The sequence below is a fragment of the Aurantimicrobium sp. INA4 genome (genome assembly GCF_027924525.1).
Taxonomy (GTDB): domain Bacteria; phylum Actinomycetota; class Actinomycetes; order Actinomycetales; family Microbacteriaceae; genus Aurantimicrobium.
The window spans coordinates 382,969-408,916 of record NZ_AP027040.1 but is presented as its reverse complement, the minus strand read 5'-3'; the positions used below and the strand labels follow the sequence as shown (position 1 = coordinate 408,916).

Annotated in this window: 30 protein-coding genes; 10 read left to right on the top strand and 20 right to left on the bottom strand. The window is 54.6% G+C overall.

Annotated elements, in window-relative coordinates; translation table 11 throughout:
* The first annotated feature begins 1 nt into the window (after position 1).
* Positions 2-487, top strand: coding sequence for a DUF6264 family protein (locus AINA4_RS02110; protein ID WP_281787308.1), 486 nt, complete (start codon positions 2-4; stop codon positions 485-487).
* Between the two features lie 2 nt (positions 488-489).
* Here AINA4_RS02110 and AINA4_RS02105 read toward each other — a convergent pair whose 3' ends face one another.
* Complete coding sequence (locus tag AINA4_RS02105; RefSeq protein ID WP_281787628.1) at positions 490-1,485, bottom strand: 4-hydroxy-3-methylbut-2-enyl diphosphate reductase; 996 nt, start codon at positions 1,483-1,485, stop codon at positions 490-492.
* 88 nt (positions 1,486-1,573) lie between these two features.
* On the opposite strand from AINA4_RS02105, the gene xseA reads away from it, so the two are divergent.
* Positions 1,574-2,794 (top strand): exodeoxyribonuclease VII large subunit, encoded by a 1,221-nt coding sequence (xseA, locus tag AINA4_RS02100; protein ID WP_281787307.1) that lies wholly within the window; start codon positions 1,574-1,576, stop codon positions 2,792-2,794.
* Between the two features lie 24 nt (positions 2,795-2,818).
* Here the strand turns inward: xseA and AINA4_RS02095 are convergent, their stop codons facing one another.
* Positions 2,819-3,799, bottom strand: a complete 981-nt coding sequence (locus AINA4_RS02095) for a zinc-binding dehydrogenase (protein ID WP_281787306.1) — start codon at positions 3,797-3,799, stop codon at positions 2,819-2,821.
* A gap of 98 nt (positions 3,800-3,897) precedes the next feature.
* Between AINA4_RS02095 and AINA4_RS02090 the strand changes: the two genes are divergently transcribed.
* The 6 genes from AINA4_RS02090 to AINA4_RS02065 are packed head-to-tail and all read left to right on the top strand — an operon-like array spanning position 3,898 to position 8,638.
* Entirely contained in the window at positions 3,898-4,128 is a 231-nt protein-coding gene (locus AINA4_RS02090; protein ID WP_096381916.1) for an exodeoxyribonuclease VII small subunit, read from the top strand.
* A complete protein-coding gene (locus AINA4_RS02085; RefSeq protein ID WP_281787305.1) occupies positions 4,125-4,769 on the top strand; it encodes a DUF4245 domain-containing protein in 645 nt (214 codons plus the stop codon). The genes AINA4_RS02090 and AINA4_RS02085 overlap by 4 nt, the downstream gene beginning before the upstream one ends.
* The gene (locus AINA4_RS02080) at positions 4,766-5,428 is read left to right on the top strand and encodes a carbonic anhydrase (protein ID WP_281787304.1); all 663 of its coding nucleotides are present in this window, start codon (positions 4,766-4,768) and stop codon (positions 5,426-5,428) included. The genes AINA4_RS02085 and AINA4_RS02080 overlap by 4 nt, the downstream gene beginning before the upstream one ends.
* A gap of 35 nt (positions 5,429-5,463) precedes the next feature.
* On the top strand, positions 5,464-6,858 hold the full coding sequence (locus tag AINA4_RS02075; RefSeq protein ID WP_281787303.1) for a class II fumarate hydratase: 1,395 nt from the start codon (positions 5,464-5,466) through the stop codon (positions 6,856-6,858).
* A 15-nt stretch (positions 6,859-6,873) separates the two neighbouring features.
* Positions 6,874-7,854, top strand: coding sequence for an aldo/keto reductase (locus AINA4_RS02070; protein WP_281787302.1), 981 nt, complete (start codon positions 6,874-6,876; stop codon positions 7,852-7,854).
* A 7-nt stretch (positions 7,855-7,861) separates the two neighbouring features.
* Entirely contained in the window at positions 7,862-8,638 is a 777-nt protein-coding gene (locus AINA4_RS02065) for an NAD(P)-binding domain-containing protein (protein WP_281787301.1), read from the top strand.
* A 60-nt stretch (positions 8,639-8,698) separates the two neighbouring features.
* Here the strand turns inward: AINA4_RS02065 and AINA4_RS02060 are convergent, their stop codons facing one another.
* From AINA4_RS02060 to AINA4_RS02010, 11 genes are all read right to left on the bottom strand, one after another.
* A complete protein-coding gene (locus AINA4_RS02060; protein ID WP_281787300.1) occupies positions 8,699-9,649 on the bottom strand; it encodes a Gfo/Idh/MocA family oxidoreductase in 951 nt (316 codons plus the stop codon).
* A gap of 2 nt (positions 9,650-9,651) precedes the next feature.
* Entirely contained in the window at positions 9,652-10,497 is an 846-nt protein-coding gene (locus AINA4_RS02055; RefSeq protein ID WP_096381930.1) for a class III extradiol dioxygenase subunit beta, read from the bottom strand.
* Positions 10,497-10,895, bottom strand: a complete 399-nt coding sequence (gene ligA / locus AINA4_RS02050) for a protocatechuate 4,5-dioxygenase subunit alpha (RefSeq protein WP_281787299.1) — start codon at positions 10,893-10,895, stop codon at positions 10,497-10,499. Before ligA ends, AINA4_RS02055 begins: the two co-directional genes overlap by 1 nt.
* A gap of 2 nt (positions 10,896-10,897) precedes the next feature.
* A complete protein-coding gene (locus tag AINA4_RS02045) occupies positions 10,898-11,785 on the bottom strand; it encodes an amidohydrolase family protein (protein ID WP_281787298.1) in 888 nt (295 codons plus the stop codon).
* Positions 11,782-12,801: an amidohydrolase family protein gene (locus AINA4_RS02040; RefSeq protein ID WP_281787297.1), complete on the bottom strand. Its 1,020-nt coding sequence runs from the start codon at positions 12,799-12,801 to the stop codon at positions 11,782-11,784. Before AINA4_RS02040 ends, AINA4_RS02045 begins: the two co-directional genes overlap by 4 nt.
* Positions 12,798-13,898 (bottom strand): 4-oxalomesaconate tautomerase, encoded by a 1,101-nt coding sequence (locus AINA4_RS02035; protein ID WP_281787296.1) that lies wholly within the window; start codon positions 13,896-13,898, stop codon positions 12,798-12,800. Before AINA4_RS02035 ends, AINA4_RS02040 begins: the two co-directional genes overlap by 4 nt.
* Entirely contained in the window at positions 13,895-14,575 is a 681-nt protein-coding gene (locus AINA4_RS02030) for a 4-carboxy-4-hydroxy-2-oxoadipate aldolase/oxaloacetate decarboxylase (protein WP_096381943.1), read from the bottom strand. The genes AINA4_RS02035 and AINA4_RS02030 overlap by 4 nt, the downstream gene beginning before the upstream one ends.
* A 99-nt stretch (positions 14,576-14,674) precedes the next feature.
* Positions 14,675-15,463: an IclR family transcriptional regulator gene (locus AINA4_RS02025; RefSeq protein ID WP_281787295.1), complete on the bottom strand. Its 789-nt coding sequence runs from the start codon at positions 15,461-15,463 to the stop codon at positions 14,675-14,677.
* A gap of 9 nt (positions 15,464-15,472) precedes the next feature.
* Positions 15,473-15,805, bottom strand: coding sequence for a HepT-like ribonuclease domain-containing protein (locus tag AINA4_RS02020; RefSeq protein ID WP_281787294.1), 333 nt, complete (start codon positions 15,803-15,805; stop codon positions 15,473-15,475).
* Positions 15,802-16,287: a nucleotidyltransferase family protein gene (locus AINA4_RS02015; protein WP_280799184.1), complete on the bottom strand. Its 486-nt coding sequence runs from the start codon at positions 16,285-16,287 to the stop codon at positions 15,802-15,804. The genes AINA4_RS02020 and AINA4_RS02015 overlap by 4 nt, the downstream gene beginning before the upstream one ends.
* A 65-nt stretch (positions 16,288-16,352) precedes the next feature.
* Entirely contained in the window at positions 16,353-17,114 is a 762-nt protein-coding gene (locus AINA4_RS02010; RefSeq protein ID WP_281787293.1) for an IclR family transcriptional regulator, read from the bottom strand.
* 111 nt (positions 17,115-17,225) lie between these two features.
* Here AINA4_RS02010 and AINA4_RS02005 point away from each other — a divergent pair, with 111 nt between their 5' ends.
* Together AINA4_RS02005 and AINA4_RS02000 are read left to right on the top strand one after the other, a co-directional pair.
* A complete protein-coding gene (locus AINA4_RS02005; RefSeq protein ID WP_281787292.1) occupies positions 17,226-18,419 on the top strand; it encodes a 4-hydroxybenzoate 3-monooxygenase in 1,194 nt (397 codons plus the stop codon).
* 79 nt (positions 18,420-18,498) lie between these two features.
* Positions 18,499-18,789: a DUF2218 domain-containing protein gene (locus AINA4_RS02000; RefSeq protein ID WP_281787291.1), complete on the top strand. Its 291-nt coding sequence runs from the start codon at positions 18,499-18,501 to the stop codon at positions 18,787-18,789.
* A gap of 7 nt (positions 18,790-18,796) precedes the next feature.
* Here AINA4_RS02000 and AINA4_RS01995 read toward each other — a convergent pair whose 3' ends face one another.
* The 7 genes from AINA4_RS01995 to AINA4_RS01965 are packed head-to-tail and all read right to left on the bottom strand — an operon-like array spanning position 18,797 to position 25,882.
* Positions 18,797-20,254 carry an aldehyde dehydrogenase gene (locus AINA4_RS01995; RefSeq protein WP_281787290.1) on the bottom strand — a complete coding sequence of 486 codons (1,458 nt, stop codon included), beginning with the start codon at positions 20,252-20,254 and terminating at the stop codon, positions 18,797-18,799.
* Positions 20,255-20,261: 7 nt separating this feature from the next.
* Positions 20,262-20,918, bottom strand: coding sequence for an HD domain-containing protein (locus tag AINA4_RS01990; RefSeq protein WP_281787289.1), 657 nt, complete (start codon positions 20,916-20,918; stop codon positions 20,262-20,264).
* 11 nt (positions 20,919-20,929) lie between these two features.
* Positions 20,930-22,174 (bottom strand): FAD-dependent oxidoreductase, encoded by a 1,245-nt coding sequence (locus AINA4_RS01985; protein WP_281787288.1) that lies wholly within the window; start codon positions 22,172-22,174, stop codon positions 20,930-20,932.
* Positions 22,175-22,179: 5 nt separating this feature from the next.
* A complete protein-coding gene (locus AINA4_RS01980; RefSeq protein WP_096381963.1) occupies positions 22,180-22,500 on the bottom strand; it encodes a 2Fe-2S iron-sulfur cluster-binding protein in 321 nt (106 codons plus the stop codon).
* Positions 22,501-22,537: 37 nt separating this feature from the next.
* Entirely contained in the window at positions 22,538-23,296 is a 759-nt protein-coding gene (locus AINA4_RS01975; protein ID WP_096381965.1) for a 3-oxoacyl-ACP reductase family protein, read from the bottom strand.
* Entirely contained in the window at positions 23,296-24,009 is a 714-nt protein-coding gene (locus tag AINA4_RS01970) for an HD domain-containing protein (protein ID WP_281787287.1), read from the bottom strand. Before AINA4_RS01970 ends, AINA4_RS01975 begins: the two co-directional genes overlap by 1 nt.
* A 25-nt stretch (positions 24,010-24,034) precedes the next feature.
* Complete coding sequence (locus tag AINA4_RS01965; RefSeq protein ID WP_281787286.1) at positions 24,035-25,882, bottom strand: PEP-utilizing enzyme; 1,848 nt, start codon at positions 25,880-25,882, stop codon at positions 24,035-24,037.
* Between the last annotated feature and the right edge of the window lie 66 nt (positions 25,883-25,948).

The window sequence follows — 25,948 nt, the reverse complement described above, 5'->3', positions numbered from 1 at the left end:
CTTGTCAGATAAAAAACCACAGGCTCCCAAGCCTGAAGATTCCAAGCAGGCTCCGACTCCGCTTACTCCTGAGGAGAAGCAGGAGCGGAGCCTTGCTCTGGATCGATTCATTACCTGGGGTTTGATCTTCGTTGGCGTGTATTCGGTCTTTTCAGGCCTCGCTGATTACATCAACCCTCGCCCAGTGATGAACGCACTCGTTGATGAACTCAACACCCTCATGCCCGACTTCAACATGGGCACGTTTACAGGTGTGGCATTTGCCACCCAAATGGGTTGGATCGCCGTCACTATTCAGGCAGTCATTCTTGCTTTAGTTGTTTGGAAATCACGCGAGCGCATGCAAGCAAAGAAGAAGTCGTGGTGGGTTCCAGTTATTGGAGCAGTTATCTCCAATATTCTTTCCACCGCATGCATCTTCATCTCGTTGTTGGCTGACCCTGGATTCCAAGAAGCCATCAACAACATGGCGAACTCTGCGAAGTAGTTTTAGCTCGCGCGCTTTGGCCGCAGTTCTTTAGGCAAAGAGAAGATCAGGTCTTCTTCGGCTGTCTTTACTTCTTCGATGTCGGTATATCCGGCAGTTGCAATCACTGTGAGCACATCTTGAACGAGCTCTTCGGGAACAGATGCTCCGCTGGTCACCCCAACTGTGGAAACTCCGTCAAACCATTCCTGCTGAATTTCATCGGCGAAATCAACACGATAAGACGCCTTGGCTCCGTATTCCAGTGCTACCTCCACCAATCGCACGGAGTTTGATGAGTTGGCTGAGCCAACAACAATGACAAGGTCAGAGTTTGCTGCAACCTTCTTGATGGCAATCTGACGGTTTTGGGTGGCATAACAAATGTCGTCACTGGGGGGATCTTGCAAGTTGGGGAAACGTTCACGCAACAGGCGCACTGTTTCCATGGTCTCGTCCACGCTCAACGTCGTTTGTGACAACCAGACAACTTTGTTGGGGTCTTTGACCTCAATGTCAGGAACTGCGTGAGGACCATCCACGATGGTGACATGGTCCGGGGCTTCCCCTGCTGTTCCTTCTACCTCTTCGTGGCCGACATGCCCAATGAGAAGGATTTCATAATCGTCGCGAGCAAAGCGCACTGCTTCACGGTGAACTTTCGTCACCAGCGGACAGGTGGCATCTATGGTTTGCATGTTCTTGGCTTCAGCGCTGGCCACAACCGCTGGTGAGACACCGTGAGCTGAGAACACGAGATGTGAACCCGCAGGAACTTCATCGACTTCGTCGACGAAAATGGCTCCTGCCTCTTCCAAGGTTGAAACTACGTACTTGTTGTGAACGATCTCTTTGCGCACGTAGACGGGTGCACCGTAGGTTTCAAGTGCCTTCTCTACCGTGATGACTGCACGGTCAACGCCAGCACAATAACCACGTGGAGAAGCCAGGAGAACCTTCTTGGGGTTCGGCGACGGCATCTCAACCAGGGTCTTCATGGGGCGGGGTATGCGGGGCATACCCAGTCCAATATTCGTTGCGCTCACGTACTCCAGCTTAGGCGACGAAGATGAGTGTTTGCCCGTGGTCTCTACTAGCCTGATAGGTATGAGTGAGGTAGCATCGACCCCGGACGAGCCGTGGCCCATTGCTGCCCTGACGACCAAGCTCAAGGCATACCTAGACCGCCTCGGTCTGGTGTGGGTTGAAGGCGAGATCACCCAGTGGGATCAGCGTTCCTCGGGAATCTTTGGAAAACTCAAAGACCTCACCGAAGACTCCACTATGGGCTTCACCATTTGGTCGAACGCCCGCACCAAGATGCCTGATGACATCAAACAGGGTGACCGCGTTATTGCGCTGGTCAAAGTGGACTTTTGGAAAAAGAATGGCCAGTTGGGGCTTAATGTTCTGGAATTACGCCATGTTGGCTTGGGCGATCTGTTGGAGAAGTTGGAGCGCCTTCGCGCTCAGCTGGCCAAGGAGGGCCTCTTTGACGCTGACCGGAAGGTTCCACTTCCGTTCTTGCCACAATGCATTGGGCTGATCACCGGTCAAGACTCTGACGCAGAAAAAGATGTCCTACGCAATGCTCACCTGCGCTGGCCACAGGTTGAATTCAAGGTCATTCACACCAAGGTGCAAGGTGACCAAACCGTTCCCGAGGTTATTGCCGCAATCCAGAAACTGGATGCCGACCCCGAGGTTGATGTCATCATCATTGCGCGCGGTGGTGGCGATTTCCAGAATCTCTTGCCGTTCAGCGATGAAAAGCTAGTGCGTGTGGCGGCTGCCTGTGTCACTCCCCTGGTCAGCGCCATCGGCCACGAGGCCGATGCGCCCCTGTTAGATAACGTGGCAGATCTGCGCGCTTCCACCCCCACTGATGCAGCCAAGCGGGTTGTTCCCGACGTGAGTGAGGAACTTGCTCGCGTTGCTGATGCGAAGAGCCGAATCAGCAACAAGGTCACAAGTTTCCTCTCGACTGAGCTGGAGCGCTTAGAGAGCCTGCGTTCTCGACCCGTGCTGGCAGATTCTGATTGGATCATTGCCACTCGGGCTGAAGAGATTGTGCGCAACGTGCAGCGCGGTTCTGACCTTGTCGACCGCGCATTGCACAACGCCATGCAAGAGACAGTGTCTTTGAAAACTCAGCTGCGAGCGCTCTCGCCTCAGCAAACCTTGGATCGTGGCTACGCCATCGCTGTCTTGGCGGACGGCTCCGTCGCACGCAGTGCGAAGGATGCTCCAGCAAACACTGAATTTACACTCACCCTCGCTGAGGGCACGGTTGATGCTGTCTCGAAGGGTGCACCAAAAAAGAAGTAGTCTGCTTCTTTCTTGGCATAGTGCTTAGTTTTCTTCGCTGACGCGCACGGCAATCTTGCCAAGCTGTTTGCCAGCTAGGAGCTTCTGGAATCCTTCGTGGATGTTTTCTAGGCTCACCGTGTCGGTTATGGTGGGACGTAATCCTTCAGACTGCATAAATGCGAGCAGGTGGGTAAATTCATCCACGGTGCATCCGGTTGAACCGATCACCGAAAGCTGCTGATAGAAAACACGGTTCAAGTCTGCTGAGGCATTCGGGCCCGAAGTTGCGCCACAAATAACAACAGTTCCCCCGGGGCGAAGCGCTTTGAGTGAATGAGACCAGGTGGCTTCCCCGATGGTTTCCACGACAATATCGACACGTTCAGGCAAACGGGCTCCGGTGATGAACACCTCGTCTGCTCCTGCCTTGTTCGCAAAATCAAAGTTCGCTTCATCTCGAGTGGTGGCATAGACCGTGGCACCCGCTGCCTTGGCTAAAGAAATAGCGGCACTGGCAACACCACCGGTGGCACCTTGCACCAGCACCTTATCTCCAGGCTTGAGTCCCGCACGTGTGAACAACATGCGGTACGCGGTACCCCACGCGATGGGAAGAACAGCAGCTTCCTCAAAACTGAAATAGTCCGGCTTGGGCACAACATGTGTTTCTGGAACGAGCACCCATTCAGCAAAACCACCGTTGTGGACTTCCGAGAGCAGAGCACGCTGCGGATCCATGGTGATGTCACCATGACCGCGCTCTGCGTCTCCAAATACGGGGTGAACAATCACAGGGGTTCCATCTTCGAGATATCCGGCTGCATCGCAGCCTAATATCATCGGGATCCGCTCAGCTGGATGGCCCACACCTTTGAGGGTCCACAGATCGTGTGGGTTCAACGAGGAGGCAACTACTTTGACTTTGACCCAGCCAGGAACCGCTTGTGGTTCGGGCATATCTTGAACAACAAGCCCCGCTAGAGGGTTGGACGGGTCTTGACTGATTGCTACGGCTGCACGCATACCCTCATTCTGACTCACCAGGGTGGTGTTTGTCTGCCCCGCATGAATGCTGTGCACAGGACGTGAACGCACACCACCGCTGCAGGTAGAATTGAGGTATGGCAACACCAGCAGATGTCTCCAAGCTCAGCTACGAAGAAGCACGTAACGAGCTTGTCGCTGTCGTTGCGCAACTCGAGCAAGGCAGCCCCACTCTCGAAGAGACTCTCACCCTCTGGGAGCGCGGTGAAGCACTTGCCGCTCGCTGCGAAGAATGGCTGGTCGGAGCCAAAGAGCGCCTGAACGCCGCCCGAGCTGGTTTAGATTCTGCAGGCGCCTCAGCAGAATGAGCCCTCGCAAGAAGGAACCCAAGATTGTCGCGGAGCTAGGTAGGCCCGAGACACCGGAAGAGACTGCTGCCCGTAAGGCGGAAAATTCCAGGCTCTACAAATCTCGTAAGACCATCAACAACCTTGTCTATTCCATGCTGGTCACTCTGGCATTGGTGTTGGTGATTTATTTCCTCGTGCCTCGCCCCGATGGTGACCCCCAATGGAACATTGACTACGTGGCCCAGAGCGAGGTTGCAGCGCAAACGTTAAACCGTGATTTGCTTGTACCTGCTATGCCCGAAGATTGGCGTGCAAACGCAGCAGAGCTGCGTAATGCCAGCAATGGGAAAGTGACCAGTTGGTATATCGGCTTTATCACTCCCAACGATCAGTTCATTGCTTTCAATGAAGCTTTTGAGGCTGACGCGACATGGGTTTCACAAACTCTCAATGAATATCCCCCAACGGGAGAAATGACAATCGATGGCCAGGTCTGGACCGTGTATGACAACCGGGAAATGAGTGATCCCGGCAATGTTGAATACGCGATGGTCACCACCTCCGGTGATGCCACCATCGTCCTCTTTGGCACGGCTGAACCTGTTGAGTTTGAACAGCTGGCCACCTCGATTACGGCAGACCTGAGGAGCACCCAATGAACCGAACGCGACTAAGCCCAGCAGACGCTTGGGCTGAAATGATTCGCGGAAATGAACTGTTCGTTCTAGGCGCCCCCGCTCACCCCCGCCAGGATGTGGAACGCCGCAACGAACTCATGGAGGAGCAGCGTCCACTGTCAGCTCTCTTTGGCTGTTCCGACTCCCGTCTTGCCGCAGAAATTATTTTCGATAAAGGCCTGGGTGATCTGTTCGTGGTCCGCAATGCAGGCCAGATTATTTCTGACTCTGTCGTGGGCTCACTGGAATACGCGGTCGGAATCTTGGAAGTTCCTCTCATTGTGGTGCTCGGTCACGACAACTGTGGAGCAATCAAGGGCGCCATAAATATGCTGGGCCCAGATGCCTCACAGCTTCCTCCACACATTGCGAGCTTGGTCTCACGCATTGTTCCCGCCATTCGCCGCGTTGCCGGCAAGGCAGGACAGTTTGCCCCGGATGGTTCCCTCAACCCCGCTGACGTAGATGCTCTCGAGGTGGGTCGCGAACACCTGCGCGACACCATTGCTGAGCTGATGGAAAGCTCAGAACTTATTACTCAAGCAATTGCCGACGGCAAATTGGCCATCGTGGGCGCCAACTATCGCTTGGGTCAAGGTGCTGTAAAGCCCGATGTTGTCGTAGGAGACATCGGTATCTAACTTTTCCCATCCCTTCCCCCACCTCAGGAGTACTCGTGGCCACAAACAAGGATTTCCGCGTCGAACACGACACGATGGGTGAAGTGCTGGTTCCCATCACTGCTCTCTATGGTGCACAAACCCAGCGCGCGGTGGAGAACTTCCCCATCTCAGGCTCCACTCTCGAGGCAGCTCACATCGCAGCCCTGGCGCAGATCAAAAAATCCGCTGCCCTGGCCAATGCTGAACTGGGTGTGCTTAACCAGCGCCTCGCAGATGCCATCGCGTGGGCAGCCGATGAGGTTATTGCGGGCAAGTATGACGATCAGTTCCCTATCGACATTTACCAAACAGGCTCTGGCACCAGCTCAAACATGAACATGAACGAGGTGCTGGCTACTCTCGCCTCAAAGAAACTGAAGAAGCCTGTTCACCCCAATGATCACGTGAATTGCTCACAGTCCTCCAACGATGTGTTTCCCACGTCCGTGCATGTGGCGGTGACCAGTGCACTCATCAAAGATCTCATTCCATCTTTGGAATATCTCGCTAAGGCACTCGAGAAGAAAGCCAAGAAGTGGGCAAACGTGGTGAAGTCAGGCCGCACCCACCTCATGGATGCCACCCCTGTTACTCTCGGCCAAGAGTTTGGCGGCTATGCAGCACAGATTCGCCTCGGCATTGAACGCATCAAAGCTGCCCTGCCCCGTGTAGCCGAAGTTCCCCTCGGAGGAACAGCCGTGGGAACGGGGATCAACACCCCCAAGGGTTTCCCTCAATTGGTGATTAAGAAACTGGCCAAAGAAACCAAGTTGCCGATTACTGAAGCCCGTGACCATTTTGAAGCCCAAGCCAATCGCGATGGCTTGGTGGAGGCCTCAGGTGCATTGCGCACCATCGCGGTGAGCTTGACCAAAATCTGTAATGACATTCGCTGGATGGGCTCAGGGCCAAATACCGGCCTTGCTGAAATTCATATCCCTGATCTGCAACCAGGCTCCTCCATCATGCCGGGCAAGGTGAATCCTGTAGTTCCCGAAGCAGTACTCATGGTCTGCATGCGTGTCATTGGTAATGATGCGGCTGTTGTGATGGGTGGCGCGTCTGGACTTTTCGAGCTCAACGTCGCTATTCCCGTGATGGGAAGCTCCGTGCTGGAATCAATCCGTTTACTTTCTGCCTCTGCGCGCATCCTCGCTGATAAGACCGTTAACGGCCTGGAGGCCAATGTGAAGCGAGCTCGGGCGCTGGCTGAGTCCAGTCCCTCGATCGTGACACCGCTGAATAAATACATCGGTTATGAAGCAGCAGCAAAGATCGCCAAGCATGCCGTTGCTCACGGCATCACTATCCGCGAAGCCACGCTGGAACTCGGCTATGTCGATGGTAAGAAGCTCACGCTTGAACAACTCGACAGTGCCCTAGATGTACTGTCCATGACACATCCCTAACTTGGAGATCCCCCCGTGAAATACACCCAGTTACGCGAGCTCACCGTTTCTCGAATCGGCTTGGGCTGCATGGGAATGTCACACCTCTTCACGGGCAAGGACCAGCCCGACGAGGTGCACATTGCCACGATTCACCGTGCTTTAGATCTCGGTGTGACATTCTTCGACACTGCTGAAATCTATGGCCCCTTCAAGAACGAAGTCCTTGTGGGCAAGGCCCTCAAGGCACATCGCGACAAAGTTGTTATTGCCACCAAGTTTGGCCTCATGACTGGCGAGGGACCTGATCGCAGGTTAGGGATGGATTCAACTCCAGCAAATATTCGTTATGCCGTGGAGCAATCCCTCAAGCGCCTGGATATGGATTACATCGATCTCTACTACCAGCACCGCGTGGATAAGTCTGTTCCGATCGAAGACGTGATCGGAACACTAAAGGAACTCATTACTGAAGGCAAAATTGGCCACATTGGTCTTTCCGAAGCGGGTAAAGAAACCATTCGCCGGGCTAACGCCGTCCACCCGATAACAGCCTTGCAATCGGAATATTCATTGTGGACTCGAGATGGTGAAGACGGCACTCTCGAATTGTTGCGGGAGCTAGGTATTGGCTTTGTCCCTTACTCCCCTCTAGGTCGTGGCATGCTCAGCGGAAAGATCACGTCACTGGACCAGTTCGACGCCGACGACTGGCGTTTAACCAATCCTCGCTTTGAGCCAGAAGCATTCGAGAAGAACAAAGAAATCCTGACCGAGGTCATCAACATTGCTGAAGAAGTAGGCTGCACGCCTGCTCAGCTCGCTCTTGCGTGGCTGTTGGCGAAGGGTTCGGACTGGTCCCCCATTCCGGGCACTGTGCGCATTAACCACCTCGAAGAGGACCTCGCGGCGGTGGATGTTGTGCTCAGTGATGACCAGGTGGCGCGTCTGGATAACGTCACTCAACCCGTTGGTGATCACCACACGGCCGCGCAGATGAAAATGTTTGACCGCTAGGAACTCCATGACTCGTATCGCTGTTATCGGTTTATCTGACTCCTTGCTTGAGTTAGCCGTATCACTCAAGGGCGCCGGCGCAGACGTGGCGGGCTTTGATTCTCATGTCTCGCGGTATGTCCCTATTCCGTTCAGTTCGAGCATCGAAGACGCCGTCGAGGGTGCAGATATCGTTCTCGTGCACAGCGCACCCCATCTTGCTCATTCAACTGCAGAGAAGATTGCTCCTGTCCTGAAAGCAGGAGCAATCTATGCAGATTTCTCTGCAGGAACTCCTGACCTCAAACAGCGCATTGAACAAACAGTTCCTGAGGGCGCCTGTGCAGATGCCGCCCTTGTGGCAGAGGTAGGTGTAGAAGCATCTGGTGCTGCAGCGTTGCGACTTGTGTCTGAACTCACTGTCTTATCCCTTCCTGCCTTCTTTATTTCAGATAAGGCAGGTGATGTTGCCACGCGTCAGCTTCTGAGAAATCTTTTGGCTAAATCCCTCACTGGAGCTCTCACAGATACTCTGTGGGCTGCCGAGAGCGTCGGAATGCAGGACTTTGCCTGGCAGGAAATTCAGCGGCAATTCGAGGGCATGACTGCTGCCACAGCTCAAGAACTCATCAACGATGCCGCGCACAACTTTAAGCGCCACCAAATAGAAATGCAGGATGTGGTGGAGATTTTGGCGCAGAGCGGATACGAAAGCACCATGATTGCACCCATCCAGTTCACGCACGGCCGCATCATGCATGGGAAGAAAATTCCACACGCTCAGCCTCCGACGAAGAAGTCTTAACGAGTTATCCCCGCACAGTGTAGGGGATAACTCGTTCTGTCCTGGAGGTGGCAGAAAGGTTTAGTAGTCCAGCTGCTGCTGCAATTTGTCGAGAACGATGTAGCAGGGAAGAACCTGAGCAACGCTCGCGTTAGGTTCACGGCCTTCCTTGATCGCTGCCACGAATTCACGGTCCTGAAGCTCAATACCGTTCATGGACACATCGACGTTGGAGACGTCAATGACTTCCTCTTTACCGGTGACGAGGTCGTCATAGCGGGCAATGTAGGTGCCAGTGTCTCCGATGTAGCGGAAGAAGGTTCCCAATGGCCCATCGTTGTTGAACGAGAGTGACAGGGTGCAAATCTTGCCGGTTTCGGTGGCCAACTGGATGGACATATCCATGGCAATACCGAGTTCAGGGTGCTTAGGACCCTGAATGGCATTCGCCTTCACGATTTTCTCGCCTGTTTGGTACTGGAACAGGTCCACCGTGTGGGCTGCGTGGTGCCACAGCAGGTGGTCAGTCCACGAACGTGGCTGACCAAGTGCGTTCATGTTGGTGCGGCGGAAGAAGTAGGTCTGCACATCCATCTGTTGAATGTTGAATTCTCCGGCGGTGATCTTGTTGTGAACCCACTGGTGTGACGGATTGAAACGGCGGGTGTGACCAGCCATGGCGATCAAGCCGGTTTCTTGCTGAACGTCCACGATTTCTTGAACACCCTGCAGGTTATCTGCCATGGGGATTTCCACCATGACGTGCTTTCCTGCTCGCAGAGCCTCAATGGTCTGGTCATGGTGCATCTGGGTCGGGGTGGCAAGGATCACACCGTCAAGGTCTGGCTGGGCCAGAAGCTCGGTGTAGTTGTCAAAGCCCTTTTCTGCCCCATACTTCTCAGCGATTTCATCCGCCACGTTCTGGCGGCTGTGAGCGACGTATTTGATGTTGGCATCAGCGATGTTGGCCAGAGCATCCAGATGCTTCTGACCGAAGGCACCCAAACCTACGACGGCAATATTGACGGTCATTCTTAGTCTTCCTTCGGGGTCAAGATGAGGTGTCCAACTGAGGTGTTGGAGGCAGGAACGTGGTTGAAGCGGTAAACCTCGTTGACCTTGTCACCGAGAGCTCCGCGCATGATGAGCCACATAATGAGCTCAACGCCTTCCGAACCTGCTTCGATCATGTATTCCAGGTGTGGCTTGTATTGCAGCACCTCAGGCTGGTTGATGAGGTCATCCATGAATTGGATGTCCCAGGGCAGGTTGATTAAACCTGCTCGTGCACCCTGGATCTGGTGGCTCATGCCACCGGTTCCCCACACTTCAACCTTGAGGTCACCATCGAACTGTTCAACAGCGCGGCGGATTGCCTTGCCCAGGGCAAGGCAACGCTCACCGGAGGGCTGTGGGTTCATCACCACGTTAACGGGCAATGGAATAACCTTGGTCGGCCACTTGTCGGGAGTGCCATACATCAACGACATGGGCACGGTGAGTCCGTGGTCAACTTCGAGAACGTTGAGCACGGTCATATCGAAATCATCCGTGATCAGCGAAGCTGCAAGGTGGGTTGCCAGCTCGGGTGCACCTTCTACGACGGGCACGGGACGAGGGCCATAGCCTTCGTCGCAGATGGCGTAGCTATCGGCGATACCAATAGCGAAGGTGGGCATGATTTCCATGCCGAAGTAAGACGCGTGGTCGTTGTACACGATGATCGCAACATCAGCAGGGTTGTCTTTGGCCCACTGCTTGGAGAATTCGTAGCCATCAAACATGGGCTTCCAATAGGCATCTTGGGTCTTTCCCGAGTCGACGGCGTGGCCGACGGCGGGGACGTGACTGGTCGCAATACCTGCAACAATCTTGGCCATTATGCTTCGCCTCGTTCCTTCTTTGAACGCCATCCTTCAATATTGCGGCCGCCGTCCAGCATCATCTGCTGGTATTCCTCCACGTTCATATCCGTCATTGTGCTGACGGCTTGAACATAGGACAGTCCTTCTGACGCGAAAATCTTGGACAGGAAGTAGACATTTCCGCCCAGGTCGAGCATCTTTTGGAAGTCACGGTCAACGACCGCCTGCTTCTGCTCTTCGGTCATGTCCCACTCGTCGAGGTAGGCACGGTTATCTGCCAAGAAACGCTTGCGGTTTTCTTCAGTACGCAGGCTCATGCAGAACTGGTTGAGGTGGAAACCTTGACGAGCCAACTCAATAGTGAAGATGGTCGTTCCTGGAATGTCCTTGTACTGCTCAAAGTTGGGCTTCATGATTAGCTCCAGTAGAGGGTGTTGGGGTTCGTTACAAGCAATTTCTCTTGCAGCTCTGGGGTCACTGCAATCGAAGGAACATAGTCAACCAAGATGCCGTCATCGGGCATCTCGGTTTTCATGTTGGGGTGTGGCCAGTCCGTGCCCCACAAAACGCGATCAGGGAACTCTTCGACAATCTTCTTCGCGAAGGGAACAACATCTGCGTACTCAGGTGAACCGCTCTTGGTGAGGCGGTCTGGGCAGCTGACCTTGCACCAGATGTCTTTGTTGCCTCGCATGAAATCAAGGAACATCTCGAATTCTTCGTTGTCGACAGGCTTGGTGACATCAGGGCGACCCATGTGGTCAATCACGAGTGGAATGTTCAGCGAGTTGAAGAATTCCTTCTTTTCCTTCAGGTCTGCAGGCTCGAAGTAGAGCACAACGTGCCAGCCCAGAGGGCGGATCTTCTCGATGATCTCGCGGTAGTAGTCATCGGGCTTGGGATCAACCAATCGCTTGACGTAGTTGAAGCGAACCCCGCGCACACCCAGATCGTGCATGCGCTGCAGTTCTTCAACCGTGATGTCGGGCTTCACCGTGACCACACCACGGGCTTTACCATTGGCACGCTCAAGAACATCCAGCAAGGCTGAGTTGTCTGAGCCGTGGCAGGTGGCCTGCACCACGACGTTCTTCTCGAAGCCGAGGAAGTCACGCAGAGCAAAGAGCTGTTCCCAGCTGGCATCACACGGAGTGTATTTGCGCTCGGGTGCGAAGGGGAACACATCTCCGGGACCGAACACGTGACAATGGGCGTCTACGGCACCTGCTGGCACCACAAACTTAGGTCTACTGGGGTTGGGGTGCCAGTCGAGCCAGTCAGCATCTTTTACGAATGCGCTCACATTCCACGCTCCGTCAGCTTGGCATCAAGGCGAGGAAATACCTTACGGGCATTCTTGGAGAAGATGTTGGCACGTTCTTCGTCGGAGATCTTCGCTGCGTCGATGTAACGCTTGGTGTCATCGAAATAGTGACCGGTTTGTGGGTCGATTCCGCGAACGGCACCAATCATTTCCGAACCAAAGAGGATGTTCTTGTTGTCGATGACATCGACAAGAAGATCAATACCTGGCTGGTGGTAAACACAGGTGTCGAAGAACACGTTGTTCATGAGGTGGGTGTCCACGCTGGGCTGCTTGAGCATGTCTGCCAGACCACGGTAGCGGCCCCAGTGGTAGGGAACAGCTCCACCACCGTGAGGAATGATGAATCGCAGTGTGGGGAAGTCAGCGAACAGGTTGCCCTGGAGCAACTGCATAAACGCCGTCGTGTCTGCATTCATATAGTGAGCACCGGTGGCGTGGAAGTTGTGGTTACACGAGGCAGAGACGTGAATCATGGCGGGAACATCAAGTTCGACCATCTTCTCGTAGAGCGGGTACCAGAACTTATCCGTCAATGGAACGGTCTGCCACTGACCACCGGAGGGGTCAGGGTTAAGGTTCACACCAATGAAGCCCAGTTCATTGATGCAGCGTTCCATTTCCTTGATGGTCTCGGTCAGATCAGCACCAGGTGACTGGGGCAGCTGAGCAACACCCACGAAGTCTTCAGGGAAAAGGTCAACAACGCGCTTGATGAGGTTGTTGCAAGCAACAGTCCACTCCAGGCTGATGCGCTGGTCTCCCTCGTGGTGCCCCATGGCCGAAGCGCGGGGAGAGAAGATGGTCAGATCCGAGCCGCGCTCTTTGATGAGCTTGAGTTGGTTCTGCTCAATGGTCTCTCTGATTACCTCATCGGAGATTTCAGGGTATTCAGGGCTGGGCTGACCAGCAGCATAGGCGGCAAGCTGGTCAATACGCCACTGGTTGTGCAGCTCGGGAGCTGTCGTGTAGTGGCCGTGAATGTCGATAATCATGCGTTCTCCCACGCGGTTTGAGGTACAAAAACTGATCCCTGCATGAGCATGCGGGCGGTGCGCAGCAGCGCAGACTTTGTCACAACAGGTGTGCCCGAGGAGTTATCGACTTCCATCTGGACGGTGAAGAAACCGGTGGGGTGTTCAACCTCAATCTCCATGCTCGAGCCCACTGCGTCTAGGCCAGCAATCTGGGCAGCAACGCTTCCTTCGAGCATGCACGCGGTCGCAACAGAGACAGCACCGAGAACACCGATGCTTTCGTGCACACGGTGAGGAATAAAGGTGCGGGTAGAGACGAGGCCACTGTCTTGGGCTGGCGCTAGCAAGCTCATCTTGGGCACGGTTTTGTTGGTGACATCACCTAAGTTCATGAGCGGACCAACCTCTAAGCGAACCGCTTCCACACGGGCCTTGAGTTCTGCGTTTGCCTCGAGCTCAGCTGGAGTTTCATAGCCAGTAATGCCGAAGTCGGAAGCATTCAGGCAGACAACAGGCATGCCGTTGTCGATGCAAGTCACCTGCACACCGAGAACCTCATCCACTATGTTGCCGGTGGGCAGCAAAGCACCACAGCTGGATCCAGCAACATCTTCAAAGTTGATGGTGATCGGGGCGTGAGTTCCAGGAACTCCGTCAATCCGTGCGGTGCCGGCATAGTTCACGACTCCACCGGGAGTCTCGACAAAAGCAGTCGCCTTGGAGTCAGTGTTTTCCATGTAGATGGCAACGGGAGTCACACCATCTGCTGCGCGGACCAAACCTTTTTCAATAGCAAAGGGGCCCACACCTGCCAGGATGTTTCCGCAGTTCTGCTGGTCGCTGACCTCAGCGCGGTCAGGCCACACCTGCAAGAACAGGTAATCCACATCAATGCCGTCTCGCTCAGACTTCGAGACAACGGCAACCTTGGAGGTGAGCGGGTGTCCGCCACCCATGCCGTCAATCTCGCGCACGTCTGGTGACCCCATCGCGGCAAACAGGAAAGTATCTCGGGCAGCGCGATCTGCTGGCAGATCACTCGCGAGGAAGAACAGTCCTTTGGATGTTCCTCCGCGCATGACTGCGCAGTCGACGGCTACTTGAGTGTTGGTCATCCCTGGTAGTCCTCGTAAACAAGTCCCTTAGCCGCGAGCTTCTCGCGCATGTTGTAAATATCGAGACCGAGTTCACCCGCAGCCAGACGTTTGCGTTTGCCGGCTTCCATTGCTTCGCGCTCTTGAGCAGCCTTGAGAACCTTTTCGGCATCTTCGCGCTTGACCAAGCAGACGCCGTCAATGTCAGCCACGATGACATCCCCCGGGCGAACAAGCTGATCTGCCATCAAGATGGGAGTCTGCACGTTTGCAATAGTTTCCTTGACGGTTCCTTGCGAACTGATGGTCTTGGACCAAACAGGGAAGCCCATTTCGGTCAGTGTTGCCACGTCGCGCACACCGGCGTCAATGACGAGACCGCGCACGCCGTGAGCCATCAGACTCTCGGCGAGAAGGTCACCGAGGTAGCCATCGTCGCAGGGGCTGGTGGGAGTGACAACCAGAATGTCTCCAGGCTGAGCCTGCTCAACGGCGACGTGAATCATCCAGTTATCGCCGGGGGCAACTTCACAGGTCAGCGCGTTTCCGGCAATCATGGCGGGGAAAATGGGACGCAGACGACGGTTCAACAGACCAATACGGCCCTGGGCCTCATGAACGGTTGCGGATCCGAGTGCGGCAAGGCCGTCAACAATCTCGAGTGGGGTTCGTGGTGTTCCTCGAACAACGCGTGCCATGATTCTCCCTTGAAAACTCTGAATAAAAGCAATAAAGCCTGTATCCAGACAACTGCATTGTGGCGCAGAAATCCAAGGAGTCTTCCGGATAGTGGAAGGCTAATTTAGCTCGGATTGAGGGCGAACCGTCTCGCCCAGACCTGCCTCAACTAGTTTTTGCGACAGAGCGGCACCGGTGACCTGCATGACCGGCACCATTTTGCCCAAGTCGCGTCCATCACTGGGAGCCACAATTCCCAGCGCCGCAATCACGTTGCCGCCCTTGCCGCGCAAGGGCACAGCAATGGAGATTGCTCCCTCCGCGAGTTCTTCACGCGTCCACGCGAAGCCTTGAGTGCGAATCGATTTGAGTTGGGAATCCAATAAACCCGGATCAGTGATGGTTTGATCCGTGAACTTATCCAGAGAGTTGAACACTGCATGCTGCAGTTCTGAGCCTCCGTGTGCAAGAAGAACTTTGCCCACCCCCGTGGCGTGAAGAGGAAGCCTGGAACCAGGCTTACTCATGACTTCCAGGCTTCGCGAGCCAGCAATACGGTCCACAATCAAACAGCGGAAACCATCAAGCACTGCTATTTGAACCGCATCACTGCCGAGTTGATACACATCTTCCATGTAGGGAAGCGCGACTTCACGCAGATCTGCGTGAACCGAAGCAAGCATTCCTAATCGCCAGATTTTGCTTCCGATTTCATAATCCCCGTCGGAACCACGAACTAGGGCGTCCTGCTTCTCCAACTCGTGAACGAGACGGTGGGTTGTCGTCAGGGGAAGGTCAGCGCGCCTGGCTATGGAAGCTAGTGACTGACGTCGATGCTTGGCATCGAAGGTGTCGAGGACGGCGAGCGCGCGACCAGTGACGGTACGCGTGCCTGTCGTTTCACTCATAACTACAGCCTAGGTTGAGAGCTCAACTAGTGCAGTACGAAGTTGTTGTTCTAAACCCGGCAAACGATTAACAACGGTCTGTTGAATTATTGACTGATCCACGAAGGAATAGCCATGTGAAATTCGATTCCTGGTGGCTTTCATCAGTTTCCACTCTTCTGCGAAATACTGTGCCCGGAATTCGGGAGAGGTTTGAGCAAGCGATTCAATTGCGGCCGAAAGCCGCATATTGACCGCATCAACAATGATGACTTGCTCCAGATAAGTCCTTGTGAGGTGTGATTTCAGAATTTGAATGTGGTCAAGCACATCGAGGACTAGTTCTTCATCGGTTCTACTCACAGTGGTACTGCCTCACTGAGGACTCTGTCTCTAAGGAACGGTCTGAGCGACTTCTCTGGAACAACATCTACTTCAACTCCTAGCAATTCGCCGAGTGCGAACTCCAGGCGAACCATATCGAAAAGGTCAACACTGGGGTCGAAAGTTGCTAACAGGTCAATATCTGAGCCTTCATGATCCTTGCCCGTCACCACACTGCCAAAGACTTTGAGATCTCGAGCGCCGTGAGATTTGGCAATCTTGATGACTTCACTGCGGTGCTGACGAAGTTTTTTACCGAGGGGGGTCTGGCCTTGAAACCGAACCAGTCTCGAAACCTCTGGTTGGCTCCTACCTACGGCAGCTGCGATGTCTCGCTGGCTCAGCCCAGCCTTGACTCCCGCGCGAACGGCATCCACCAACATCTTTCGTGATCTGGCATAGAGCAGATCCGCAGCGCGGGCTTCAGCCTGCAGTTGCTCAAATGATGAAACGGATGACATATAGCAAATGCTATCAGTTATACACAATTGCAGACAAGGCGCTCATGACATGGAACCTCAGCGGTTTAGTGACCCTCGAGTTCAGCAGCGATGGAAGCTGCCGCATCTTTCAGGGTGGAAACCAAACGATTGATGTCGAGCCTATTGAGGTGAACAATCACGCCAACTGCGGCAACACACTTCTCCTTGCGCACGATGGGAACAGCGATAGAGCCACTTCCACGCGTCATTTCTTGACGAGTGATCGAGTAGCCGTTCTTGCGAACTTCAGCCAGGTCTTTTCGCAGGGCTTCCGGGTTAGTAATGGATTGTGGGGTGGGCTTAGGAAGTGGTTGAGACAGATATTGCTCAATAGCTTTCTCGGATTGATAGGCAAGCAATACTTTGCCCACACCCGTTGTGTGCAGCGGAAGGTGGCCGCCGGCTCGACTGATGGTGGGGATACTGCGCTCACCAACCAGACGGTCAACATAGAGAGCCTGCCCGCGGTCGAGAACGGCAAGCGTGACGTTCTCCCCCGTCTCTTCATAGAGTCGAGCCAGGGTGGGAAGTGCGCTTTCACGTAAACGTTCGCTCAATGGCGCATGCTGGGCAATGGTCCAGAGCTTGGTCCCTACCCGGAAACGACGATCGCCACCCTTGCTCAGGAAGCCACCTTGTTCGAGTGTGCCCACAATCCTGTGACAGGTCGACATGGGAAGCTTCGTAATCTCTGCGATCTGCGTCAGGGTGAGGGCGCTGTGCTTGGAGTCAAAGCATCCAAGTATTTCCATGGCTCGCTCCAGCAGCGCTGTGGGTGCACCACTTTCAACCCGTGCAGGGCTCATCAGGTTGTCCCTTCTGAAAATTCCATCTCATGAAACTTTATCCTTGTTTCACTGTGGCGAACAGGCCTGAATAGACACAGATGTTTCCCCTGAAGAAGTAAAGGCTCAAAGATGACCACAAGTATTCGCACCCAGGTAGGCATTTTGGGCGCTGGCCCCGCAGGACTCCAGCTTGCACACCTCCTCCAGCGCGCCGGCATCGATTCGGTAGTGATCGACGGCCGCAGCCGCGAAGACATTGAAGGAACTGTCAAGGCAGGAATTCTTGAATCCCCTGCCGTTGAGGTTCTCGTCGACACCGACGTTGTCTCACGTGAGCATGTTGAAACCATGCGTCACGATGGCATCGAGTTCCACTTTGACGGCCACGCTCACCGCTTTGATTTCCCCGCGCTCACCGGCAAGGGCGTTTATCTCTATCCCCAACACGAAGTACTCAAGGACCAAATCAAGGCCCGCGTCAACGCAGGTGTCTCTCCCCTGTTTGAGCACCTCGCCGACAAAGTAGTTGACGGCCCCAACGGCCCCATGATTGTGGGCAAGACTGCCACCGGTGAAGCATTCGAAATCTCAGCGGATTTTGTTATCGGTGCTGACGGTTCGATGAGCATCGCCCGCGAATATGTCACCGGCAACAAGTTCAGCGGTATGGCTCGTGAATACCCCTTCGGTTGGTATGGAATCCTCGTGGAAGCACCACCCAGCTCTGAAGAACTCATCTACAGCCGCTCCGAAGAAGGCTTCGTACTCATCTCCACCCGTGACGAACACATCCAGCGCATGTATTTCCAGTGCGACCCCAACATGGATGTCAATGCCGTCAACGATGAGCAGATCTGGGACAAGCTCCAAGCTGGTGTGGCGACCCACGAACTCAAGCGCGGACCTATTTTCCGCAAGGACGTACTCAAGTTCCGCAGCTACGTCCACGACAGCCTGCGCAAGAACAAGGTCTTCTTGATGGGTGATGCCGCACACACCGTTCCTCCCACCGGAGCCAAGGGCCTCAACCTCGCCTTTAGTGATGTGCTGTGGCTCAACCGAGCACTGCGTGAGTACTACCGCTCAGGTTCTGAAAAGTACTTGGACACGTACCAAGAAGACGCCCTCAAGCGCATTTGGAAGGCCGCCAACTACTCCTACATGATGACCACCATGCTGCACATCGCACCGGATGCAACCGAGTTCGATAAGAACCGTCAAGTTGCAGACCTCTACTCACACACCGAGTCTCTGGCAGGACAGACCTTTATCGCTGAGGGTTATGTGGGCTGGGATTACGACGCTGACGACTGGCGTTCATAACCACACAAAACTTCGAGGCCCCCGGACCAGCAGTAAGGGGGCCTCGAACATTTTCACCTTAACACTGGATAATGAGCACATGAGCTTCGAACTTGTTGAACGCGCAGAGGTTGTTATTGAGCGCCCTGAAAGATATGGCAAACAACTTGCCTCACATCTGTCTCACAAGTGCCCCATGACGGAAACAAGTCAAGGATGGGAACTCCTGATCCGCGATGGTGAAGGCAAAGTGTTACCCGGCAGCGGTGTTCTCGTACTTGAAGCTCGCGCCCACGACCAAGACACCCTTGTCATTGTCAAAGACGTCCTGGAGCGTCACCTAAGAAAGTTTGCGTCCAAGCTAGACCCACTGGACATTCAGTGGCAGTGACCCGTTCTTAGCGCTTGCGGTGGATGGACTTCATGCGCGTGTAGGCGCCGATGGCCTCGGGGCCATATTCCATACCAATTCCTGAATCTTTCCAGCCACCAAATGGGGCAGCAAGGTTAGATCCGTAGAAGTTGATACCCACAGAACCTGATTCAATGCGGCGAGCTAGTGCAGCGCCGTGCTCGGGGTCCTCAGTGAAGATAGAGCCACCCAAACCAAACGGCGAATCGTTGGCGATGCTCACGGCGTCATTTTCATCCTCGTAAGGAATGACAACGAGCACGGGGCCAAAAATCTCTTCACGGGCCACACGCATCTGGTTGTTCACATCAGCAAAGACGGTGGGCTTGTTGTAGTAGCCACGAGTGATGCCCTCCGGCATTCCCGAACCACCCACAGCAACTCGAGCGCCTTCTTCCTGCCCGATGCGGATGTAGTCAGCAACAGTGGCTGCCTGCTTCTTTGAAGCAGAAGGTCCATACACAGTCGCAGGGTCGAAAGGGTCCCCAATGATGGTGTTTCCCACGACGGTTGCAACAGCATCGACAACCTCGTTATACATCGACCGTGGCGCAAGAATACGAGTCGAGTTGTAGCAGGTCTGGCCAGTATTACGCAGACACGTGCGGTTGAGCATGGAGGCGAAGTAGTCCAAGTTGGCATCAGGAAGCACGATGCTTGCTGACTTTCCACCAAGTTCAAGAGTGACCGGGCGAAGTAGGCGTCCGCACTGCTCAGCGAGCAGGCGTCCGACGCCTGTGGAACCGGTGAAAGCAACCTTGGCCACGAGCGGGTGTTCTACCAGGGCACCAACAACATCACGACTGCAGGTGATGAGGTTGAGCACACCCTCAGGAATACCTGCAGCCTGAGCTGCTTCCATCAGGATGCGCAGATCCAAAGGGGTTTCTGATGCAGGCTTGATGACCACTGTGCAGCCGGCAATGAGTGCGGGAGCAAGTTTGACCATCACGAGAGCAACAGGGAAGTTCCAAGGTGCTATCAAGGCAGCAACACCACGAGGCTGGCGAACAACTTCGGTGAACTGGTCAGAAACGCCGGGGAAAGGACGCTCATCAACCTGGTCGACATAGTCGGCAAGGCCGGCGTAGTAGCGCAGGAGCTTGCCGGCGTGACCTGCAGCCTGACGTGTTTCGGTGATGCCAGTGCCGTTTTCACTCGTAATGATCATGGCTAGGCGCTCAGCGCGTGCTTCAAACTCCTCGGCAAGACGAATCATCATCTCTGCACGTGCGGGAGCACCAATATCGCTCCATCCTGAGCCTCGGAAAGCATTGTGCGCTGACTGAACAGCACGGTCAATGTCTTCAACGGTTGAGGCAGGAACAGCTCCCCATACTTCCTCAGTGGAAGGATCGACAACTTCGATCTTCGTGGAAGAGAGGGACTTAACCCAATCTCCGTTGATGAAGTTATCGTCGTGGTATTCCTGGAGCGTGGTCATGATGTCCTTACTGAATAACGTCGAGTTTGAGCAGTTCGATGGAACGAGCAAGTTCTACTTCTGCGATGGCGCGCGCCTCGGGAGTGATGAGCTGGCCGTAGATGGTGTCTTCCAGACGGAGGCGAATCTCCTGTGGTGTCTTACCAAACCACAGTGCAGAGAAGGCCATACCTGTGGGCTGGAAACGCCAAAGGCGGTCAGCATCACGCATGATGGCATCTTCGATGCCGTCATGGTTGGGGTCAGTGTCGTGGCCGTCAATGATCTTGCAGACAGCTTCGACAACTTCTTCGCTATATCCGAGGGGAGGCAGGACTTCACGGGCAATGTTGCAACCCTCGATCTCGTGCAGAACACGAACATCGGACTGCATGGCATTCTCACTACGGAAACCCTCAGAGATAATTCGATCTTCATCCACACGAGCCCAGCCCGTGTCGTGCAGAAGTATCGCAAGACGAGTCACTAGTGAATCTGCCTCAGGGTGGTGGTCCAGGAGTAGCTCAGCAAAGTTGAACGACAGTGGCAGGTGAATGTCGTTAGCACGAGTGCGCAGGTAGGGGCGAACTGCCACCCATACTGCATCAAGGTTTTCCCATTGACCGCGGGGGCTTGCCCCATTAGCGAGGGTCGGGATGTCTCCAAGGACATGCGTGTATTCCATCGTCATTTTCTTTACGCTTCCCCGCCCGTGATGAGCGTTTTGAGTGCAATGGTGGAGTCTGCTGCCGCTTCTGCAGGAATGTTTGCTCTTGCAGTGAGTGCGCGGCGAACGGCCATGTAGTCGCTGACGTCATTGACAGCGTCGATAGCCAACAGGGAACCGTTCTTGTAATACAGAACGGAGAACTTTTCCGCGGCCATATCGCCGCGAATAACGGTCTGGTCATATCCAGAAGACAAGCCTGCAATCTGGAGTTTGAGATCTGCTTGATCGGACCAGAACCAGGGAACAGCGCGGTATGGCTCGCGAATTCCCATGAGGGTTTTCGCTGCAACCTTGGCTTGATCAACAGCATTCTGAACAGATTCGAGTCGAACCTGACCTTCGTGGCCAAGAGGGTGAGGCAAAATTACTGCATCGCCGGCTGCAACAACATTGGGGTTGGAAGTTTCGGCGTATTCATTGACAACGATGACGCCATCTTCCATCTCGAGTGCCAGCTGGTCGGCCAGTTCACCGCGTGCGGTAACGCCAATACCCACCATGACGATGTCTGCTGGAACGACAGAACCGTCAGCCAGTTGCACTCCGGTTACCATGCCGTTTTCGCCAACAAGGTGAGACACCTGAGCATTGAGAGTGACGGTTGTGCCACGTTTTTCATGGGCTGCTTTATAAAAGTCACTCACGATAGGTGAGACTGCACGGCCCATGAGCCTGCTACCGGATTGCAGCACGGTGACGTTCTTTCCATGCTTTTGCGCAACGGCAGCAACCTCGAGACCAATAAAGCCTCCGCCGAGAACAACGACGTGCGTAATGGAATCCCAGCGCTTTTTGAGCTCTTTGGCATCGTCGAGGTGGCGCATGTACAGCACCCCGTCAAGATCTGCTCCGTCGACTTTTAGCTTGCGCGGATCTGCACCAGTGGTGAGAGCAAGCTTGTCGAATGCGTAGGTTTTACCTGAGCGACCGGTGGCTACTCCCCCGTTGGGACCAAACTCAACATGCTCGATCTGCTCGCCAGTCACCACGCCAATGTTGTTCTCAACATAGAAGTGTTCGTTTCGGAACTCTAAAGATTCCTCATCCATCTCGCCGGCCAGATAGGCCTTTGACAGCGGTGGGCGTTGATAGGGAGCATATGCTTCCTCGCCCACGATGGTGACATCACCGGCATAGCCTTCGTCGCGCAGCGACGAGGCTATTTGCATGCCGGCTTGGCCGGCACCGATGATGAGAATCTTTTCTTTCATGATGATTACTGCTTAGGGGCGATCCGGACTTTGAGACCGTCGAGGTCTGCACACATCTTGATCTGGCAAGACAGGCGGGAAACAGGAAGGCGTTCAGACTCAGCACCATCGAGCATGTCGTCCTCGAGGTCGGAAACTTCACCGACAGCATCTACGAATGCGTCATCGACGTAGACGTGGCAGGTTGCACATGAGCATGCGCCACCGCACTCTGCGACGATGCCTTTGACACCGTTCTTGACAGCGATCTCCATCACGGAGTCACCGTCTCGGGCTTCGAGGGTGGTCTCGGTTCCGTCGGGGGAAATGTAGGTTACGTGAGGCATGTCTAACTCCTGTTGTCTCTTTCTGTCGTACGAGTTCTTAGATAAATTGTTTGCCGCCATCGACCACGAGGGTCTGACCGGTGATGTATCCGGACTGTTCGCCGGCGAGGAAAATTGCGGTTCCCACAATGTCTTCAGGCTGGCTGGCACGCTTGATCGCTCCGCGGTCAACACCATAGGTTTCAGCGTCTTCCATCAGGCTGAGGCTTGCTTCGGTGAGCGTAAAGCCGGGTGCAATGGCGTTAACGGTGACACCCTGGGGTCCAACCTCTCGTGCCATGACGCGGGTCATACCAATCACGGCACCCTTAGATGCGACATAGTGCATCCATAAAGGTGAGCCACTGAAGACGGTGGCGGAGGCAATGTTCACAATGCGGCCACCTGGTTGTGTCATCCGTGGATATACCGAGGCCGAACACAGCCACGCGCCCTTGACGTTCACGTTCATGACGCGATCCCATTCAGCGGGGTCAATCTCGGTAAAAGGCTTGCGGGTCAATGTTGCATAGATGGCCGCGTTGTTGATGAGCACATCAATGCGACCAAAAGCATCGATGGCTGCCTGAGCGAGGGCATCGGTGGATTCTTTGTTGGTGACATCTACCTTGACAGCGATTGCTGCTGCGCCAGAGGCGGTCAGCATCGCTGCAGTTTCTTCCACACCAGCGAGGTCAATATCAGCCACAACAAGCTGTGCACCCTCGGCAGCAAAACCCTGCGCAAATGCGCGACCGAGGCCGCCAGCTGCACCGGTGACGATGACAACTTTGCCCTCAAATTGATCTGTGGCCATTAGGCGAGGTCCTCTCGGGTGTACGTATTAGCCAGTTCATCCATATAGTCCATGCACGCTGTGGTGACGAGAACCCTGGACATGGCTTTGGCTTGGTCAGTAAAAAGTTCGTTATATGCGCGGTAGGCACACAACCGCAGCGACTGCTCGGCATCAATGCCAAACCAGTCCATCACGACACGGCGACCGTGTGGGGTGACGCGCCAGACCTTGTCGGAGTCTTTCACGACGGCGTCGTTTGTGCTCATCGCTACAAGGCGGGTGTCGTGGCCATCAATGATGTCCACAATCTGGACGATGTCCTCCTCGGGGACACCAACCTGCTCGAGGATTTCACGAGCAATGCGTGCACCCTCTTTCTCATGCTGAATGATGAGGTGATCGAGGGAACCATCGGCTCCGGGAGCAATAGCTTCGAGGGCGAGGCGCTCATCCACCGTTGACCAGCCAGTGTCGTGCAAAAGAATTGCGGGAAGCACGATGTTTTCATCGGCTTCAGGAATTTGTGAGAGCAGAGCTTGGGCGATCGAATATGCATACAGGCTGTGCGCATCGTTATCGCGTGTGCGAAGGAAATCCTTCGCCAGGGACCAAATCGCCCCATCCCGCTCGTTCATTTCAATCATCCCGGGGACTCGAGATGCGTCCGGAATTTTTCCGGTGACATCGCGGCCCAGGTGATTGACAACTGGTGAGTGGGATGGGGACGACATGGTTTATTCCTTAGTGGCTGCTTACTTAGCCAATGATCTCGACGGTACCGTTCGAGCCATCGACTCGAAGCTTCATACCGGTCTTGATCTTGGTGGAAGCAGAACCGGTACCGGTAACGGCGGGAAGGCCGTACTCACGGCAAACGATAGCCGCGTGGCTCATCATTCCACCGATGTCGGTCACAGTTGCGCTGATCTTGCCGAAGACAGGTCCCCAGCTCGGTGCGGTTACTGGTGCAACAAGGATTTCACCCTGCTGGAGCTCATCGAGCTGCTCAGGTCCCATGATGACGCGAGCCTTACCCTCAACAACACCAGGGGATGCTGCCATACCCTTGAGCTGGTTGGGGTCGCCCTCTTCAGCGCCAAGCCACTGCTGAACCTGCTCGGTGGTGATACCCCAGAGCATGATGGTGAATGGCTCGTTGATTTCTGCAGGAGGCTCGTTGAATGCAGGCTCGGGGCGTGCAGTCATCAGAGCATCTACGATCTTGCGACGACGCTCGATCTCAGCTGGCCAGTAGGTAGGTGCGATGCAGTCTGCGCCAACACCCCAACCGGTTGCGAGGTCGAACAGTACGGGACGTACTTCGTCGCGGGTCAGGTAGAGCAGGTCATCTGGTTCGGTCCAGAAGCCGTAGCTGTGAAGCAGACGAGACAGCTGACGAACCTTGCGCCAGAAGACGCCCATGGTCCAGTGCTCAATGTAGAAGTTGTGGTCTTCTACATAGGGGTACACAGTGCGTGCAAGACCGAGCTTGCCGTTGAAGGTCTCGAGGGCTTCGCCATCGAGAAGTTCAGCGTATTCGCTGGTGATGCGGTCGCGCTCTGCAATGAGCTCATCCTTGGGGCGGTGAAGCTGTTCGCCCTTTGCAGCACGAACAACATAGTCCTGGATGTAGCCCATAGGCAGGTCTAGGTTGTCACGCCAGTAAATGTCGGAACCGTAGAAACCGTTTCCGCTGGTGTAGTTGAACCAAGGCTCCTGAGCCTTCTCCCACGCAGCAATCCACTTCTTGCCATCTGCAGAGCCTTCGAGCTCAGCCAGAGTAGCTGCAGCGTCGTTGTTCTTTGCGAAAACAGCGGTGAGGTTGTGCTTGACAGCGAGCTCAGCGAGATCCTTGAGCTCGTCATCAGGACGGAAGAGAACCGAGTCCACACCCATCACCATCTTGGCGATAGCTAAGTCGGGGATGCCGGGGAAGGATTCCTTGCAGAAGCCGAAGAAGTCCAGGTAGGCAACGTAACCGAGGTTCAGGAACTCGAAGTGGTGCTCCCAGTTCTTGTATGCCAGCTGGATCAGACGGTCGTAGTCAGCCATCATCTTGGCGGTGGGGTCAATACCAGCACCGCTGGTGATGACCTCAATGTCAACCATGTCTGGAAGAGCTTCGAAGTTGATGGCATCCATCTCTTCGATGGTTGCAAGAACCTTCTTCTTCCAGTTTTCGAGCAGGGTGTTCCAGTTCTGGAAGTAGTAGCCTGCACGCTCCATGAAGTGAGGTACACGGTCACCGATGAGCTCAGGTGCAACTGCAACGGGGCTCATGTAGCAGAAACCGTTGTGAATACGGAATTCAATACCGTTTGCTGGAGGGATGATGTAGTGGCGGGTGTTGTACGCACCGAGGCAACGTACGGCGAATTCCACACCGACGGTCTCAAATGGCTTGAACACGTTGGGCCAGTGCTGCGAGTCGCAGAACCAGAACTTCGCGTTTTCCTTGTCTTTCAGGTTCTCCTGGAATACAAGGTTGTATGGGTAGAGGTCTTGCCAACCTTCAGCGCCCTTGGGCGCTGGCAGGTCATAAGGCGAGACAAAGCTCTTACGAGCAGCGCTAGGCGTCATTGCTTTTGCCTTCTTTCCGAACATGTGGTGGTGCCTTTCTCATCGTCGAGACTGGTGTTACAGGGTTGTGGTGCAGGTGTTGCCGTTGTT